13 protein-coding genes and 1 pseudogene are annotated in these 17,297 nt (G+C 61.4%); 6 read left to right on the top strand and 8 right to left on the bottom strand.

All coding sequences use genetic code 11. From position 1 onward, the window contains the following. Positions 1 to 71 precede the first annotated feature (71 nt). The 3 genes from BBJ41_RS30140 to BBJ41_RS40770 all read right to left on the bottom strand — a co-directional run bounded on the left by BBJ41_RS30140 (position 72) and on the right by BBJ41_RS40770 (position 2,479). Positions 72 to 1,715 (bottom strand): DUF2334 domain-containing protein, encoded by a 1,644-nt coding sequence (locus BBJ41_RS30140; protein ID WP_069749821.1) that lies wholly within the window; start codon positions 1,713 to 1,715, stop codon positions 72 to 74. Between the two features lie 12 nt (positions 1,716 to 1,727). Further along, on the bottom strand, positions 1,728 to 2,033 hold the full coding sequence (locus BBJ41_RS30135) for a hypothetical protein (RefSeq protein WP_232036203.1): 306 nt from the start codon (positions 2,031 to 2,033) through the stop codon (positions 1,728 to 1,730). Positions 2,034 to 2,269: 236 nt separating this feature from the next. Then, positions 2,270 to 2,479, bottom strand: coding sequence for a hypothetical protein (locus BBJ41_RS40770; protein WP_156814903.1), 210 nt, complete (start codon positions 2,477 to 2,479; stop codon positions 2,270 to 2,272). Here BBJ41_RS40770 and BBJ41_RS40765 point away from each other — a divergent pair. From BBJ41_RS40765 to BBJ41_RS30125, 3 genes are all read left to right on the top strand, one after another. Then, positions 2,478 to 2,924: a hypothetical protein gene (locus BBJ41_RS40765; RefSeq protein ID WP_156814902.1), complete on the top strand. Its 447-nt coding sequence runs from the start codon at positions 2,478 to 2,480 to the stop codon at positions 2,922 to 2,924. The two genes, BBJ41_RS40770 and BBJ41_RS40765, sit on opposite strands and share 2 nt — an antisense overlap. 81 nt (positions 2,925 to 3,005) lie before the next feature. Continuing rightward, entirely contained in the window at positions 3,006 to 4,967 is a 1,962-nt protein-coding gene (locus BBJ41_RS30130) for a glycosyl transferase family protein (RefSeq protein ID WP_069749820.1), read from the top strand. Then, complete coding sequence (locus BBJ41_RS30125) at positions 4,964 to 6,658, top strand: bacteriophage N4 adsorption protein A (RefSeq protein WP_069749819.1); 1,695 nt, start codon at positions 4,964 to 4,966, stop codon at positions 6,656 to 6,658. Before BBJ41_RS30130 ends, BBJ41_RS30125 begins: the two co-directional genes overlap by 4 nt. A 35-nt stretch (positions 6,659 to 6,693) precedes the next feature. Here the strand turns inward: BBJ41_RS30125 and BBJ41_RS30120 are convergent, their stop codons facing one another. After that, on the bottom strand, positions 6,694 to 7,662 hold the full coding sequence (locus tag BBJ41_RS30120) for a hypothetical protein (RefSeq protein ID WP_069749818.1): 969 nt from the start codon (positions 7,660 to 7,662) through the stop codon (positions 6,694 to 6,696). A gap of 292 nt (positions 7,663 to 7,954) precedes the next feature. After that, positions 7,955 to 10,255, bottom strand: coding sequence for an NADP-dependent malic enzyme (locus BBJ41_RS30115; protein WP_069749817.1), 2,301 nt, complete (start codon positions 10,253 to 10,255; stop codon positions 7,955 to 7,957). Between the two features lie 136 nt (positions 10,256 to 10,391). On the opposite strand from BBJ41_RS30115, the gene BBJ41_RS30110 reads away from it, so the two are divergent. After that, positions 10,392 to 11,363 carry a LysR substrate-binding domain-containing protein gene (locus tag BBJ41_RS30110; RefSeq protein ID WP_069749816.1) on the top strand — a complete coding sequence of 324 codons (972 nt, stop codon included), beginning with the start codon at positions 10,392 to 10,394 and terminating at the stop codon, positions 11,361 to 11,363. 81 nt (positions 11,364 to 11,444) lie between these two features. On the opposite strand, the gene BBJ41_RS30105 is transcribed toward BBJ41_RS30110, so the two are convergent. Together BBJ41_RS30105 and BBJ41_RS30100 are read right to left on the bottom strand one after the other, a co-directional pair. Continuing rightward, positions 11,445 to 13,025, bottom strand: coding sequence for an isocitrate lyase (locus BBJ41_RS30105; protein WP_069749815.1), 1,581 nt, complete (start codon positions 13,023 to 13,025; stop codon positions 11,445 to 11,447). A gap of 380 nt (positions 13,026 to 13,405) precedes the next feature. Then, positions 13,406 to 14,095: an alpha/beta fold hydrolase gene (locus tag BBJ41_RS30100; protein ID WP_069749814.1), complete on the bottom strand. Its 690-nt coding sequence runs from the start codon at positions 14,093 to 14,095 to the stop codon at positions 13,406 to 13,408. A gap of 244 nt (positions 14,096 to 14,339) precedes the next feature. Here BBJ41_RS30100 and BBJ41_RS39775 point away from each other — a divergent pair, with 244 nt between their 5' ends. After that, complete coding sequence (locus BBJ41_RS39775; RefSeq protein WP_156814901.1) at positions 14,340 to 14,567, top strand: VOC family protein; 228 nt, start codon at positions 14,340 to 14,342, stop codon at positions 14,565 to 14,567. Between the two features lie 316 nt (positions 14,568 to 14,883). After that, on the top strand, positions 14,884 to 15,723 hold the full coding sequence (locus tag BBJ41_RS30095; RefSeq protein WP_236872089.1) for a D-alanyl-D-alanine carboxypeptidase family protein: 840 nt from the start codon (positions 14,884 to 14,886) through the stop codon (positions 15,721 to 15,723). A 64-nt stretch (positions 15,724 to 15,787) separates the two neighbouring features. Here BBJ41_RS30095 and aspA read toward each other — a convergent pair. Then, a pseudogene (gene aspA, locus BBJ41_RS30090) lies at positions 15,788 to 17,205 on the bottom strand (aspartate ammonia-lyase). Positions 17,206 to 17,297 lie beyond the last annotated feature (92 nt).

The following is a 17,297-nucleotide window of genomic DNA, read 5'->3' as shown; positions in this document are numbered from 1 at the left end:
TAGTCGATCGAACACGAACGTGCGACCCGCGTTGTCGGCGCGGGTCGCACAAGCTTGCCACCACGCCCGCCTCACTTGGCGGTCGTGCCATCCACGAACTTGTAGCCGAGATTCGTAATGCCGGTGATCAGGCTCTGGAAGTCCTGGTAGGCCGGCAAGTGGAGATCGGGTTCAAGCCAGTACGGGTGGAAGAAGAAGGACGCGAAACCGTCCCGCACCGCCAGGCCGTATTGCGCATTGGTGACGAGTTGCTGCCACGTGTACGAGATGCACGAGAACGGGTCGATATTGCAGATGTTGTACTGGATACTGCCCATGTTCTCCGGAACGATCCGCTGTCCGTAATAATCGGAATTGATGATGTACGGGAAGAACTGCCCGGCCGAAAAGTCCTGGTTGGGCGCCCCCGTTCCGATTTGCGGATTGGTCGCGGTGTAGTAGACGGCCCGCTGGAACGTCGTCGGGAACGTGAGGGCCGTAGCGGTCGATGCATTCGGCGACATCTGGTATTGCGGCGCGGCGAAGCCGACGATCTTGTAGCCGCTGAGCGTGAACTCGAGCAGGCCCGCAGCCATCCTGGCTTCCGCCCACGGAACGGAATCCTCGTCGACGGGGCGGTTCTGGACCGCGAACCAGAACTCATAGTCGTTGCCGGTGACCGCGTTCAAAAGGTTCGGCGTCGAATCGTACTGGTGCGTCATGCCATGCATCACGATCGAGCCGCCGCGCGCGAGCGCATAGTTCAGCGAACTCTTGAGGCCTGTTGCCTGCGCAAGATGGATCGTCTCCGAGACGCCGCCGTTGTAATAGCCGTTCGGGTCCGTATACACGGGGATGGTGGCCATCGTGAACGGGATGCGCTTCGAGTACAGGTAATTCGTCAGCAACGTCATCGAGCTGGTCGTCGTAAATGCGTCGAGGTCTTCCAGGCGAACGAGCGCACGGTGATTCACCGGTGCATTGGTCTGCAGGATGTCGTGCAGGATGTCGCAGATCACCAGGTATCGATCCGTCGGCCCGATGTAGGAGAACGGTACATCGGCGAAATACCAGAGCTTGCCCGAACGCATGATGTACGGCGCGGTTGCGCCGCTCACGCTGTTCTTGATCGTGACGAGCGCCTGCGCCTTGGTCGAGTCGACGACCTGGGTCAGCCCGACGTCCGGGTCCGCACTGATCGCGCCGGTCGACGCGTTGTACGCGTAGTACTTCACCATCGACAGGTTCTTGTACGTGACCGTGTCGTAGAACCCGGGGCTCGGATTGCTCGACGATGGCGTCGTGTTCAACCCGGCAATGCCCTGGAAGCTGAACCCGAAGGTCTGGTTGAAGGTGTACGCCGTGTTCCACGCCAGCTGCCACAGGTTGTATTTGAACCAGACCACGGTCTTCGTGGCGGTCATCACGTCGCTCATGAACGCCGTCGGGATCGGGTTGTTGTAGTAGTCGCCGATGTAGAACGTGACGTCGTGGTTCGCGACCATGCCGGCCGTGTAGTTCTGGATCGGCACCAGATCGACCGTCGCGTTGAAGTGGCCAAGCAGGTTCCTCAGCATGATGCTGTACATCAGGCCGAGCTTCGAATACGGGTCGTTGGCCGGGTTGTCGTACAGCACGAGCGTATGGGCAGTGGTGGTCTGCGCTTGCGCGGTGCCCGGCAACGTCATTTGCGCGAGCCCGGCCAGCAGGGCGATGACAAGCAGGATCTTTTTCATGGCCGTTTCTCCCTAGTCGCGTTGGACGTTGTCACCGGTTTTCTTGATCGACTTCCTGTTGAACTTGGGGCGCCCCGTCTCCTTGTAGGCGTTCTCCCAGTCCTCTTCGGACATGCCCGGCTTCACGTTGGCCTGGGCGGAGCCGTTCGGCAACGGCGGCGGCTTGATCTGGCCGACAGCCGGCTTGCCTTTCTCGTCCGCATTCGCATCCTGAACAGCGACGGCAAAGACGAGCGTAGAGATTAATGTGACGAGTGCTCCGACTGTGCTCAATCCGAGCCGAAAAGATTGATTGCGGTGAGAAGGCATGATTTTCATCCTTTGATATGCAAAATAAGTTCATCTCGTTAACGAAACGAGCACGGCGACGTGCCATTCAGAATCGGGGTGTTATGTCGTGATTTTTTCTGTGCGCTTTATGCCAGACAAAAAAATCCGGATTCTTATAGTTCTGCTTTCAAGCTAGAACCGTACCATCGGTCGCAAATGGGCACCGGACCAAGGCGCCGAAATTGACACGTCATCGCAATCCAAAATTGCGTCGATAAAACGTTTCAGGCATGCAACGTCGTGAACGTCGCAGCCTTCATCTGACAAACGAGTGAAATCAGCTCGGATGATTCAGGGAAAACCAGTTCCTGGCCATGCTCCGAAGGAGCAATGCGGAAATCGTCCCGGGTTGCGCGCATATGAAATGACGACTGGCGAACCTGATTTTCGGATTCAAATCCGATCTTTCCCTCCGGCGCTCGCGGAATTCGCATGACGATTTCCCGGCAGCTACCGCGCGGGTCCGCCGGAAAGTCCGAAATTCGTTTTCCATCAGCCCCTTTGACCGGGCGTTTCAGCACTGAAACATTTGGCTCGGATTCGGTGAGCCGATCCCGCTCGACGTCCCTCGACGCCCGGAAGGTCAAGGGCGGCGCGGCAATGGCGCACGAATTGCTTGATGGGCTGTGTGCCGCGACGACGGTACGCGGAGCCTGCGGCGAGGCGCGGGATCGGAAGCGGCTGCAAGCGTTGATGGTGCGTGATCCATCCGGGCCGGAAACAGGGGCGGGCAAGCGAAGAACCAGCTTTCAAAAGTCACCCACCGAACACGTTTCATTTTTAATGATGTTACGTGGCCGCATCGAAAAAGCGCCGGGCCGGACAGCGCTTTTCCGTGCGACGGAAATGCGCATGGCACGAGCCATGGAGTGGGCGTGACGGGGTCGACGAGGACGGGAATGATTCGTCTTGCGTTGGTACGAGGGAGACGATTTACCCATAAGAGAAAATCGCGGGAAAATGATGGACAATACAATATGGATTGCATATTTATATGCACTAAACATTATTGCCATTATGACCGCAATCGTCATCTTGGTAAGCACGCTGGATGACCTTACGCTGGACATCTGCTATTGGTCATTCGAATTAGGGCGATTTCTGCGTCGCGAAAAATCGCAGACCATCGATATCGCAATGCTGCGCGCGCTGGAAGAGCGGCATCTGGCGCTGATGGTGCCGGCCTGGAAAGAATATGACGTAATCGCCAAGATGATTGAAAACACCTTGGCGACGCTCGAATACGAGCGATACGTCATCTTCGTCGGGACCTATCACAACGACGCGGAAACCACGGCGGAAGTCGAGCGGATGATCCGCCGCTATCCGGGCCGGGTGACGCGCGCGACCGTCATGAACGACGGGCCGACCTGCAAGGCCGACTGCCTGAACTGGATCGTCGAAGCGATCCTGCGCTACGAAGAGACGCATCACATTCAGTTCGCGGGCGTCGTGATGCACGACTGCGAAGACGTCATCCACCCGATCGAGCTCAAGTACCTCAGCCACGCAGTGGCGGACAGCGATCTGGTCCAGCTTCCGGTTCTGTCGTTGCCGCGGAAGTGGAACGAGTTCGTGGCCGGATGCTATCTGGACGACTTCAGCGAAACGCACCAGAAGGACATGCCGGCCCGGGCCCGCCTGACCGGCGTCGTGCCCGGCGCGGGCGTGGCGTCTTGCTACAGCAGGCGCGCGATCGAAGCGGCGATGAAGGAACGCGACGGCTGTCCGTTCAACACCCGAACGCTGGCGGAAGACTACGACTTCAGCTTCCGGTTGAGGGACCTGGGCATGAAGGAAACCTTTGCCCGCTTTCCGCTTTCGGATATCGCGCAGGATGCCGGTGCCGGGCGCGCCAGGGGCGGCGCCGTCAAGCGCAACCTGTTGGCCACGCGCGAGTATTTTCCGAAAACATTCCGGACCGCCTATCGACAGCGTTCGCGCTGGATCCTCGGCATCTCCTTCCAGGGCTGGGAGCAACTCGGCTGGAAGGGCGACCTGCTCACCCGCTACCTGTTCTTCCATGACCGCAAGGGCATCGTGACATCGCTGTTTTCAGTGATCGCGTATGGCGTGCTGATCAATTTCGTCGCGTTGGCTGCACTGCAGAAATTCGGCCATGTCGTGCCCGTCAACGCGTCGCTTGTCACCGCGGGCGACTGGATCAGTCCGCTGCTGTGGGTCAACACCGTCATGCTGTTTGCCCGCGCCGGGCAGCGCTACTACTTCGTCAGTAAGCTGAACGGCCCGCTCCAGGGGCTGTTGTCGATTCCGAGGATGTTCGTCAACAACCTGATCAATTTCTACGCGGTTTGCCGGGCATGGCGCATCTATATCGGCCACCTGGCGAGCGGCAAGCCCATCGCATGGGACAAGACCAGCCATACCTACCTGTCGAACGAAGAGCTCGGAAAAGCACACCTCAAGATCGGCGAGATCCTCGTCGGCTGGGGTGTGGTCACGCTGGAGCAACTGCAGGCAAGCCTCGAGAAACAACTGACATGCGGCAGGCGGCTGGGCGAACTGCTGATCGAAGGGTGTGCGATCTCCAGCGAATCGCTCGCGGATGCGCTCGCGGAGCAGGCCGACCTTCCCCGGGTGAGCCTGGGTAACGTGGCGGTCGGCCACTTCGCGGATTCACTCGCATTCGAGCTGCAGTACGCGTACCACGCCGTCCCGTTTTCGACGGCGGACGACGGAACGTTGAACGTGGCGGTCGGGCGGCCGCTCACGCAGGACGAGCAGGACATCGTGCGGCGCGGCGCCAGGGCGAACGTCGCCTATTTCATTGCCTGCGATGCGGAGATTGCAGCCGAACTCGCCCGACACTCCCGCTTCGTCGAACTCGCGCGCGCACGCGACGGCGACGACGCGGCATCGCAAGCATCTCCGGTGAAAAAGCCGTCGGGAGAACAGGCATGAAACACTCACAGCTCCCGATCACGGACGGCCTCAGGCGCTACGCGCGGCTGAGCGCATTGACGCTCGCGCTGTCGCTGGCCTGGCAGGCCCCGGCTTACGCCGCGCAGCCGCTCACCCACAAGGCGTATCGGCTCGCCGATGGCGCCTACAAGGCGATCAGCGCCGGCGACCTGCCGCGCGCGGAAGACTATGCGCAACGCGCGCTCAAGATTCAGCCCGGCAGCGAACAGCTCGGGTTGCTGCTCCTCGATGTCTACAAGCGGGAAGGCAAAGTCGACGCGGCGGACGCGATGGTGGAATCGATGCGCGAGCGCTTCCCGAAGAGCGCGGCGGTGATGGCGGAACATGGCTACCTGGCGCAGCGGCAGGAGCGTTACGACGTGGCGTGCAGCGATTTCTCGGCTGCCGTCGAGACGGGAAAATGGAGTGCGGAGCAACAGCGCAACCTGCGTCTCGCCTGGTCGGACAGCGCGCTCGCGGCACAACGCCCGCATGATGCCGGCGTGGCGCTGGCGCCGCTGGCCGATGAAAAATCAGCCGCGATCCAGCTGCGGATCGCGCAGTTGAGCCTGATGTCGGGCGATCGCGAAAGCGCGATCCGCGTGGCGGACCTCGCCGCCAACGATGCAAAGACGGACGGCGAGCGGAAAATGGCCGAGTCGATCGTGGCGCAGGCGCAGCAACCCGAGGATGCGCCGCAAGTACCGGTCGACAATACTGCGCAACAGAAATTGCAGCAGGCCTACGACCTGCTGCGCGAGCACAAGGATCGCGAGGCGCTCGACTCGTTCCAGGAAGGGTTCGACGGCGGCGCCGGCAACGCGATGAACTACGCGGACGCAGGCTATGCCGCCAAGCGGATCGGCCTGAACGAGCAGTCCATCCAACTGTTCGAGCACAGCCTCGACGCCGATGAAAACGAACACGCATTCGATGCGCAGCACAAGTTCGGCTATCGGCGGGAAGTCGAGCAGCTTCAGCGCACCTGGGGTTTCGTGCTGAGCGCGCCTTACCAGTCGGCCGCGTTCGGTCCGCAAGGCACCATCAGCGTGTTGCAGCCAGGGATCGAAGCGTACTGGCAGCCGCCGAAGATCGGCTACCAGAACGGGCGCATTCTTCAGTTCTTCCTGCGCGGGTACGGCACCGCTTACGACGGGACCGGCAACGTCACCGGCATGCCGACCGTGCAAGGCTCGGTCGGCGTGCGCTACAAGCCGATACCCGACCAGAACGTCGTGTTGACCGCCGAGCGGCTGTTCCACGTCGGCAGCCTGTCGATGACGGACTGGCTGGTGCGTCTGGGTTATTCGTCGGAAGCGGGCACCGACCTGCAGGTCACCGAGCCGAGCTGGCGCAGCTGGCAGGCGTACGTCGAAGGCGCCTACTTCATCAAGGCGGGCCGATACATCATCTATTCGGAGTTGCGTTACGGGCACACCTGGCGTTTGACGGCGATCAGCGACCGGCTGACCGTCTACCCGCACGCCGCGGTGGCCGGCGATCACGACAACCGCGAGCTGGACAAGACCGCAATCGGCGCGGGGCCGGGCATCCAGTTCCGGTACTGGTTTCGCGAAGGCAGGTATAGCGCACCGGCGAGTTATCTCGATGTCACGGTGCAATACAGGTTTCCGTTGACGTCAGCGGCACGCGCACGTGGTCTCGTGGTACGCGCGACATTGTGGTTCTAACCAGCGACGCTGACGCTTGCGCACGGATGGCGCGATCAGTTGGGCGATTTAAGCGTGATGATCGTCTGACGCAGCAACTGGAAGTACGAGCTGGTCGAGTACGGGAGCATCTGTTCGACGTAGTTCCACCAGAAGAAACCACCGATGAAACGCGGGTCGTTCATGCTGTTGACCATCGGGTAGTAGGTTTTGATCAGGTTCTGCTGCACCGACGCCGGCGCGGAGGTGTCCGAGGTGCCGATTTCGCCGAAGCCGACCTTCGCGTTCGGGAAGATGCTTTCCAGCGCCGCGAAGTCGTTCTTCCACGTCGGATTCAGCCCCGGGCAATCCTGGTACGGGTAGTAGCTGAACAGCGCGTAGTCGGCCTGCTGGCGAACCGTCGACGACAGGAAAGTCGTCGGCCACGTCTTCCAGTAGTCCTGCGGCTTCTCCCAGCAGTTGTTGCCCTTGCTGTCGTCGTTGTAGTACAGCGTGATCGCGGTCTTGCCGCCGTTCGATTTGACGATCGTGTTGGCCGCGGCAACCATCTGGCCGATCTGCTGTTCTTGCGCATTGACCACCGAGTTCGTCCCGCTCGGGTTGTTGCGCAGCCATTCGCCGTTGATTTCGTTGGCGATTTCCCACACGTCGACGGTGTTCTTCAGTTGCGACACCAGTTCCTGCGTTCTCGCCTGGTACGTGGCGAGATTCGTCGGGAAATAGTAGGAATCGTAGATTTCGCCCATCACGTACGCGACCGCGTGCAGGCGCAGCAACGGAGCGTAGTAGTCGGCGGCCGACGTGCCCGGATCGAACACGACGCGCACGGTCGGCCGGTACGGCAGGTTCTGCAGCGACGCGATGATCGAATCGAGTTTCGTCAGATCATCGAGCGTCACGCCGTAGACCGGATTCTTCAGGGGTTCGACCTGGGCTTGGGCGGATTGGGACAAGGGCAGCAGCCCGGCATAGGCAATGCACGCGGCAACGGCCGTGCGCGAGAAGTTTTTCGTCAGTCTTTTCAAAACGTCCTTCCATCCTAAAGTAAGAAGAAGCGCGATTTTAGACGAAAATAAAAGCTAATTATCGGACGATATCGGCAGAAATGGCGACGGAACGCCGCAATGCTGCGATTGGCGGCGGGCGCCAGGGCGTCACGCGGGAGAAGTTGCGACGCCGGGAGACAAGTGCAGTATCCCTAAACGAATGCCCTGCGGCGGCGGCCGCAAGGCGTCCGGACGGTGCAACCCGCGCCGCCGTCCGGCTCCGTCACGCGGCGCCTTGCGAACCCGTCGCCGCACCGCTTGCGACGCCTGCTCAGGCAGGCATGTTGCGATTGGCTTCGATCACGGTCAGCGCCGCCATGTTCACGATCCGGCGCACCGTCGCGCTCGACGTGAGGATGTTCACCGGCGCGTTGACACCGAGCAGGAACGGCCCCACCGCCACGTTGCTGCCCGCCTCGGTCTTGAGCAGGTTGTAGGCGATGTTGCCTGCGTCCACATTCGGGCAGACCAGCAGATTCGCGGCACCCTTGAGCGGCGACATCGGCAGCAGGCGCGAGCGCAGGCCCTCGTCGAGCGCACAGTCGCCATGCATCTCGCCGTCTGCCTGGATGTCGGGCGCCTGCTCCCGGACGATCTCGAGCGCGCGGCGCATCTTCACGCCGGAGGCCGCGCTGCCCGATCCGAAGTTCGACCGCGACAGCAACGCGACCTTCGGCGTCAGGTTCAGCCACTCCATCTGCCGGGCCGCGGCGATCGTGAATTCCGCGATCTGCTCCGCGTCAGGATTGTCGTTGACGTGCGTATCCACCAGCGCCACCGTCCGCTGATCGAGCAACAGGATGTTCATCGCCGCGTAGGTGGATGCGCCGGCCTTCCGGCCGATCACTTCGTCGACGAACCGCAGATGATTGTGATATTCGCCGACCGTGCCGCAGATCATGCCGTCCGCATCGCCCAGCCGCACCATCATCGCGCCGATCAGCGTCAGGCGGCGGCGCATCTCGACCCGCGCCATCTCCTTCGAGATGCCGTCGCGGCACCGCAGTTCCCAGTACGTCGTCCAGTATTGCGGGAACCGCTCGTCGTATTCCGGGTTGGTCACTTCGACGTCCTGGCCGAGCCGCAGGCGCAAGCCGAAGCGCTCGATGCGGGCCAGCAGCACTTCCGGACGGCCGACCAGGATCGGACGGGCCAGCTTTTCGTCGACGATGACCTGCACCGCGCGGAGCACGCGCTCATCCTCGCCTTCGGTAAACACGATGCGCGCCTTGCCGCCGTCGCGCACGAGCTGGCGCGCCGTCGCGAACAGCGGCTTCATGAACGCGCCGGAGTGGTAGACGAATTGCTGCAACTGCTCGACATACGCGTCGAGGTCGGTCAGCGGGCGCGTCGCCACGCCGCCTTCCATTGCCGCTTTGGCCACGGCCGGCGCGATACGCACGATCAGACGCGGGTCGAACGGCTTCGGAATCAGGTATTGCGGGCCGAACGACACGTCGTAGGCGCCGTAGGCCGCCGCGACGACTTCGTTCTGCTCTTCCTCGGCGAGCCCGGCGATCGCGTGTACCGCGGCGATCTCCATGTCGCGGGTGATCGTCGTCGCGCCCACGTCCAGCGCGCCGCGGAAAATGTACGGGAAGCAGAGGACGTTGTTGACCTGGTTCGGGTAGTCCGAGCGACCCGTCGCGATCACGACGTCGTCGCGCGTCTCATGCGCCAGTTCGGGGAAGATTTCCGGCGTCGGGTTGGCCAGCGCGAGGATCAGCGGGCGCGGCGCCATCGCCTTCAGCATCTCCGCACTCAGGATGCCGCCGACCGACAGGCCCAGGAACACGTCCGCGCCGCCGATGACTTCGGACAGCTTGCGCGCGTCGGTTTCCTGCGCGAAGCGCGATTTTGCCGGGTCCATCAGCGCAGTACGGCCACGATAGACGACGCCTTCGATATCGGTCACCCAGACGTTTTCGACCGGCAGTCCGAGGTCGACCAGCAGGTCCAGGCAGGCCAGCGCGGCCGCACCCGCACCCGACGTGACGACCTTCACCTCCGAAATCGACTTCCCGACGACCTTCAGCCCGTTGATGAACGCGGCCGACACGGTGATCGCGGTGCCGTGCTGATCGTCGTGGAAGACGGGAATTTTCATGCGTTCGCGCAGCTTCTGCTCGACCGTGAAGCATTCCGGCGCCTTGATGTCCTCGAGATTGATGCCGCCGAAGGTGGGTTCGAGGCCGGCGATGATGTCGACCAGCTTGTCCGGGTCGGTCTCGTTGATCTCGATGTCGAAGACATCGATCCCGGCGAACTTCTTGAACAGGACGGCCTTGCCTTCCATGACCGGCTTGGACGCGAGCGGGCCGATGTTGCCCAGACCGAGCACGGCGGTGCCGTTCGTGATCACGCCCACCAGGTTGCCGCGGCTCGTGAAGCGGTGCGCCTGCAGTGGATCGGCCGCGATCGACTCGCACACGCTCGCGACGCCGGGCGTGTAGGCCAGCGACAGATCGCGCTGGGTCACGAGCGGCTTGCTGGCGACGACCGAGATTTTCCCGGGCGTCGGAAACTCGTGGTAATCGAACGCTGCCTGCTGCTGTGTCTCTGTCTGTTTCATGTTGTTCGGTCCGGGCTCGCGCGCCAGGCCAGCCCCGGCGCGATCGTTGGAGACGATTCTAGGGTTCCGGCATAAGGCGATGATTCTGTTTTAATATCGGCCCATCACTTTTTCCTGATGGCTACACGGTCGGCCCATGAGTTTCGACGCGAACGAGGTGGTCAGGCGGCTTGGCGCGCGCCTGAAGATGCGGCACCTGGTGCTGTTGCTGCAGATCCAGCAGCACGGGTCGCTGACGCGCGTCGCCGAGCACATGGCCAGCAGCCAGCCGGCCGTGACGAACGCGCTGTCCGAGCTGGAGAGCATGTTCGGCACGCCGCTGTTCGAGCGCACGTCGCGCGGCATGCGGCCCACCGCGCTCGGCGCGGTCGTGCTCGAACGGGCAAAGGCGATGATCCAGGATCTCGATCACCTCGCCCGCGAGATGGAGACGGTCGCCGCCGGACATGCGGCCCACCTTCACATCGGCGTGATTCCGTTCATTTCCGGCCAGATGCTGTCGGCGGCGCTCAAGCGACTGCAGTCGCGCATGGAGCGGCGCCTGACCGTGACGATTCACGAAGGCACCAGCGATCAACTGCTTTTGCAGCTCAAGGATCACAGCGTCGACATCGTGATCGGGCGCGCGTCGTCGGCGATCGATCTGGGCCAGGTTTCCTTCGAGGTGCTGTATCAGCAGCAGCCGCGCATGATCGCGAGCCGGCGTCTTGCCGCGAAACTGGCCCGCATGCCGCTGGACTGGCACAAGCTGCACGCGCTCGACTGGATTCTCGGCGCGCCGCATACGCCGATGCGGGAACAGGTGACCGATCTCTTCCTGTCGGCCGGCATCGCGCCGCCGGTTCCGGTCGTCGAAAGCTATTCGTCGAAGCTGATCGGCGAAATGATCGCGTCGAGCGACGAAGCCGTATCGATCGTGCCGGCCGACATCGCGGAGGAGCTGGTCCGGATTGCCGGCGTGGCGATCGTGCCGTATTCGCTGGTATGGACGCTTCCGCCCATCGCGCTGTTCACCCGCGCCGCCGATTCGCATTCGCCGGCGCGCGATCTGCTCGTCGACGCGCTGCGTGAGGTATGCAGGGAAACCTACGGCGAAGCGCAGCGATGACGGCGCGCCTGACGAGCACGCTCGCCAAATAAAAAACGCCAGCCCTGACGGGCTGGCGTTTCGCTTCGGGGATGACCGGTATCAGAACTGGTTCATCGTGTTGTCTTTACCCGCCGCCTTCAGCGCCGCTTCGCCGCTGAAGTATTCCTTGTGGTCGTCGCCGATATCCGAGCCGGACATGTTCTGGTGCTTGACGCACGCGATGCCCTCACGGATTTCCTTGCGCTGCACGCCAGCCACGTAACCGAGCATGCCCTGGTCGCCGAAGTATTCCTTGGCCAGGTTGTCGGTCGACAGCGCGGCGGTGTGGTACGTCGGCAGCGTGATCAGGTGGTGGAAGATGCCCGCTTCACGCGACGCATCGGCCTGGAACGTGCGGATCTTCTCGTCGGCGAGCGTCGCCAGTTCGGTCTGATCGTATTCCACGCTCATCAGCTGCGCGCGGTCGTATGCCGACACGTCCTTGCCCTCGGCCTTCATCGCGTCGTAGGCCTGCTGGCGGAAATTCAGCGTCCAGTTGAACGACGGGCTGTTGTTGTACACCAGCTTCGCGTTCGGGATGACCTTGCGGATTTCGCTGACCATGCCGCCGATCTGCGCGATATGCGGTTTTTCGGTTTCGATCCACAGCAGGTCGGCACCGTTCTGCAGCGACGTGATGCAGTCCAGCACGCAGCGCGCTTCACCCGTGCCGGCGCGGAACTGGAACAGGTTGCTCGGCAGGCGCTTCGGACGCAGCAGCTTGCCGTCGCGCTTGATGATGACGTCACCGTTGCCCAGTTGGTCGGCCGACAGCTCTTCGCAATCGAGGAACGCGTTGTATTGGTCGCCCAGGTCGCCCGGCGTGTTGGTCACGGCGATCTGCTTGGTCAGGCCGGCGCCGAGCGAGTCGGTACGGGCGACGATGATGCCGTCGTCCACGCCCAGCTCCAGGAACGCGTAACGGATCGCGCGAATCTTCGCGAGGAAATCCTCGTGCGGCACGGTGACCTTGCCGTCCTGGTGGCCGCACTGCTTCTCGTCGGACACCTGGTTTTCGATCTGGATACAGCACGCGCCCGCTTCGATGAACTGCTTGGCCAGCAGGTAGGTGGCCTCCGCGTTGCCGAAACCGGCGTCGATGTCGGCGATGATCGGCACCACGTGCGTGACGTGGTTGTCGATCTTTTCCTGGATCGCGGCCTTGGCAGCGCCTTCGGCGGCATCCAGTTGACGGAACAGGCCGCCCAGTTCACGCGCGTCGGCCTGGCGCAGGAACGTGTACAGCTCGCGGATCAGCGCGCTGACCGAGGTCTTTTCGTGCATCGACTGGTCCGGCAGCGGGCCGAACTCGGAGCGCAGCGCGGCGACCATCCAGCCCGACAGATACAGGTAGCGGCGTTCGGTGCTGTTGAAGTGCTTCTTGATGGAGATCATCTTCTGCTGGCCGATGAAGCCGTGCCAGCAACCCAGCGACTGCGTGTACTTGGCCGGGTCGGCGTCGTAGGCGGCCATGTCGGCGCGCATGATCTTCGCGGTGTACTTGGCGATGTCCAGGCCCGTCTTGAACTTGTTCTGGGCACGCATGCGAGCGGCGTACTCGGGGCTGATCGCATTCCATGCGCTGCCGTACGTTTCTTTCAAACCGGCAACTGCCTTGATGTCGTCTTGATACTGGGCCATGTCTATCTCCTAAGAGCAAAGCACGTTTGAATGAAGGATTCGGTTTGCCGCTTCGTCTGCCGAAGCGAACTGCATGGACTTAATAGTAACGCCGCTTCGATCGGCTTCGGCGAAGTCTTATATAAGACATAAGAGATAATTTTTCTTTGTTTTTCAATGAGATACGCTGATGTTTTTGCGATGCAAAACAAGTTTTCAAGCGGCGAAAAAGGGACGCGGCAGGAATTCGACGGGGATTCCGCAATGCGAAACGTGCTTTCGGCTGCTGAAGGCGGGGCATGCGATGGATGGCTCGGGCAACGGCTGCCGATGTCTTCAAGACTGCACTGAGCGAACACCGTCCCGCATGAACGGCTTTGCTGCCGCGTCGCATGCACGACTCAGCGGAGCACCGACTCCGTCAGCCACTCGCGCGCGATCGCCGTGCAGCGCGACGGCCGCTCCAGGGTCGGGAAATGGCCACATTCGTCTATTGATTCGAAACGGGCGTGCGGCATCAAGCCGGCGATACGACGGCCGACATCGACGGGTACGAAGCGGTCCGCTGCGCCCCATATGAGTAACGTCGGGACCTTGTTCGAGGCGAGTGTCGACCAATGGTCCGAACGCGTCAGCGTGGCGTCGGATTGACGGGCAAACAAATCCGCACCGGCATCGCGTGCCATCTGCGTGAACGCCACCTTTGACGTGCCGTCGTGTGCCGGGATTGCATGCTCGGCAAACTCCGCAATGACGCGCTCGTGTTCGCCGGCGCGAATTCTCCGGCTGGTGGCGCGCGCGGCGTCCGGGTCAGGATGAACGCCCGGCTGGCAGTTCATCAGCCAAAGTCCACGGACACGCTCAGGTGCTCTCGCGAGCACTTCCATGGCGAGGCACCCGCCATACGCCGTCCCCGCGAGAATGAATGCGCCGCTTGTCGATGCGAGGAGACGCTCGGCACTCTCGACGAATGTCGCATGCGCCAGGATCGCCACCGTCGGCCGGACAAGATCCTCGAGTCCTGCAATCTGGTCGGCATACATGCGGCCGTCGCACGGCATCGCGGGTAGAAATATGAGCGGTAGCGACATCGGAATGGTTCGGGCTGACGGTTGAATCGGGCCAACTGGCGGCGCTCGCATCACGGTGCGGCGGCAGCCCGATTGATCGCACGCTGGCCAACGTGACCGGCTGACCGCTCGCGCGGCATTCCGGACACCGACGTATATAGCACCCTTTTTTCTACCGATGAGCGGAATGCTTACCTGTCAGCCTTTTGCCTCGGTACTTCACCACCTTAGATGAATCGGTAGATACGGTGACCTGCTTCCAGCGGTGTGGATCGTCGAGGCCGACTCAGCACATGGCAAACTACATCTGGCGCTTGCCGCTGCAAGTCGCGACGCGGTCAACGCGTTCCATCGTGAAGCCCTGGAGGCGGGTGGAGTGGACAACGGCGGCCCGGGCTACAGGCAGTATCACGCGGGTTACTACAGCGCCTTTGTTCTCGACCCAAACGGGAATAACACCGAAGCGGTATTTCACGATCTGTCGAGGGTTTGAACCTGCTGGGCGGCGCTCCCACCGTCTCTGCTATGCCGCCCAAGCATCATGTTATGCCGATGCGGCATCAGGCATTCGAGTTGATCGTTTACGATCGGCGACTGCGAGTCATCTCAAGAACTCGCACCGTTGGCTCAGACCAACCGGGCGCCGGCTTCTTCGGCCGACGCGCTCGCTCTGAGCCGCTCCTCCAGCAACAACTCATATCTCCATGCAAGCTTTACGTTCGTCGATGCGACGATTGCATTCACTCCTTCAACTCCCCCTCTTGCTGGCTGGTGCTACATCCTGTCTGGCAGGTGGGGCAGGCAGTGCCATGGCACACGAACCGCCGAGCGTCCAGGCGGTGTCATGGATGGTGGTCGACGGCGAGTCGGAACAGATTTTGGCGGAACATAACGCGGATGCAGAACGTCAACCTGCATCGCTCACCAAGCTCATGACCGCGTATATCGTCCTTCGCGCTCTCAGAAACGAAACCCTGCGCTGGGACGAGAAGGTAAAGGTCAGTGCTTCAGACGTTGGAGTGGTTGGTGGTGACGAAGCCAAAATGTATTTGGCTCCTGGACAATTCGTTCCCGTCAGGGACCTGGTTCAGGGGCTGATTGTCGCGTCAGCGAACGATGCTGCCATGGTTCTCGCTCAACGCGTCGGCGGTTCGCTTTCCGGCTTTGAGCTGTTGATGAACGACACGGCCCGGCAGCTCGGAATGCAGCACACCCACTTCTCGACGCCGTCGGGCATCACGACTCCCGGGAACTATTCAACCGCCCGGGATCTGTCCACGCTGGCGCTGCGCCTAACCAGCGATTTCCCGGAATACTACGGTTATTCTTCCGAGCAGCATTTCGCATACGGAAAATTTGCAAAGCGGAACAAGAACTGGCTGCTGGGAATGGATCCGTCTGTGGACGGCCTGAAGACTGGACACACCAAGGCCGCGGGATACTGCATCGTTGCAACCGCGAGGCGGCCACAGGAAGCGCCTGCGATGAAGCGACGTGTATTTGCAATCGTCCTCGGTGCGCCTACAGCCGGCACTCGAATATCGAGCGCCGGTACGCTACTGAACTATGCCTTTTCGTCGTACAAGGACTACCCGGCATCCCGCGAGTCCGGACACCGTTTCGTCACGCGCGCGCTTGAGCCGAGTTGAGTGACGCAAAGGAGAACGTATCTGGCTCCGAGGTGCCTGAGCGCACCTCGGACTTGATGCATCGTCAGTTGAAAGCGAGGGGCTTCCTCGGCAGCGTCAGCATTGTCGGCTGGAGAATTTCGTCGAGTTGCGCACGTGTCAGCAGGCCTCTTTCGATCACGATCTCGGCGACGCCTCTGCCCGATTCCAGCGCTTGCCGCGCAACGTCGGTGGCATTTGTGTAGCCAATATACGGATTGAGCGCTGTCACGATTCCGATAGAATTCTCGACGATCGACTGCAGTCTTTCTCGATTCGCGGTGATCCCGTCGACACATTTCGATGCCAATGTGAGACAACCTGCACGCAGATGGGCGACGCTTTTGAAAAGACTGTAGGCGATTACCGGCTCAAACGCGTTCAACTGCAACTGCCCCGCTTCGGCGGCAAACGTAATCGTGACGTCATTGCCGATAACTTCAAAGGCGATCTGATTCACAACTTCGGGGATGACCGGGTTGACCTTGCCGGGCATGATGCTCGATCCAGCCTGAACCGCTGGCAGATTGATTTCACCGAGGCCCGCACGCGGCCCACTCGACAGAAGCCGGAGATCGTTGCAGGTCTTGGAGAGTTTGACGGCCACGCGTTTCAACACGCCCGACAACTGAACGAACGATCCGACGTCCTGGGTCGCCTCAACGAGGTTCGGTGACGTGGTTACCGGTATTCCGGTGATGGAAGCGAGATAGCGGCACACAAGGGGCGCGTACTCCGGCGAGGTATTGATACCGGTACCGATCGCCGTCGCTCCGAGATTGATTTCACAAATCAGTTTGGATGCCTCTCGGAGGCGCTCCTCGTCCTCTCCAAGCATTACCGCAAACGTGCTGAACTCTTGACCGAGCGTCATCGGAACAGCATCTTGCAACTGCGTTCGCCCCATCTTCAGGTCGTTGCGAAACTCTTCCGCTTTGCGTTCGAACGACGCACGCAGGACACCCATCGAATGGACCAGCTGCACAATCCCCATGTAGGCGGCAATCTTAAGCGCCGTCGGATAAACATCATTTGTGCTCTGCCCCATGTTGACATCTTCGTTAGGGTGCAGCATCGCGTAATCACCCCGCTTATGGCCGAGATACTCCAGGGCCAGATTGGCAATTACCTCATTCGCGTTCATGTTCGTGGACGTACCGGCGCCCCCTGGATCACATCTACGACGAACTGCTCGTGCGCGCTGCCATCACGTATCGTCCGACAAGCATGCGCGATCGCCAGCATCTTATGCTCCGGAAGCAGCCCCAAATCGTGGTTCGCCAACGCTGCTGCCTCTTTGACGCATGCCAGCGCGTTGACCAAGGCCGGATAGGTCGAAATCGGGACGCCTGAAATCGGGAAGTTTTCGAGTGCACGTAGTGTGTGGACGCCGTAATAGGCCTCGTTAGGTACTGCGCGATCGCCAAGAAGATCGTGCTCGATGCGTGTGTCGATATTTTTCATGCTGGTGATCATGGGATATAAGTCGATGCGAGGGGCCGGCGCCATATGCGACTGCAGGCACGCCGGATGTCTGAATGGGTTGGGGGCTCTAC

This window comes from Burkholderia stabilis (assembly GCF_001742165.1).
Lineage (GTDB): Bacteria > Pseudomonadota > Gammaproteobacteria > Burkholderiales > Burkholderiaceae > Burkholderia > Burkholderia stabilis.
Note: the sequence above shows the minus strand (reverse complement) of the source record. Positions and strands in the feature narration are given on the sequence as shown.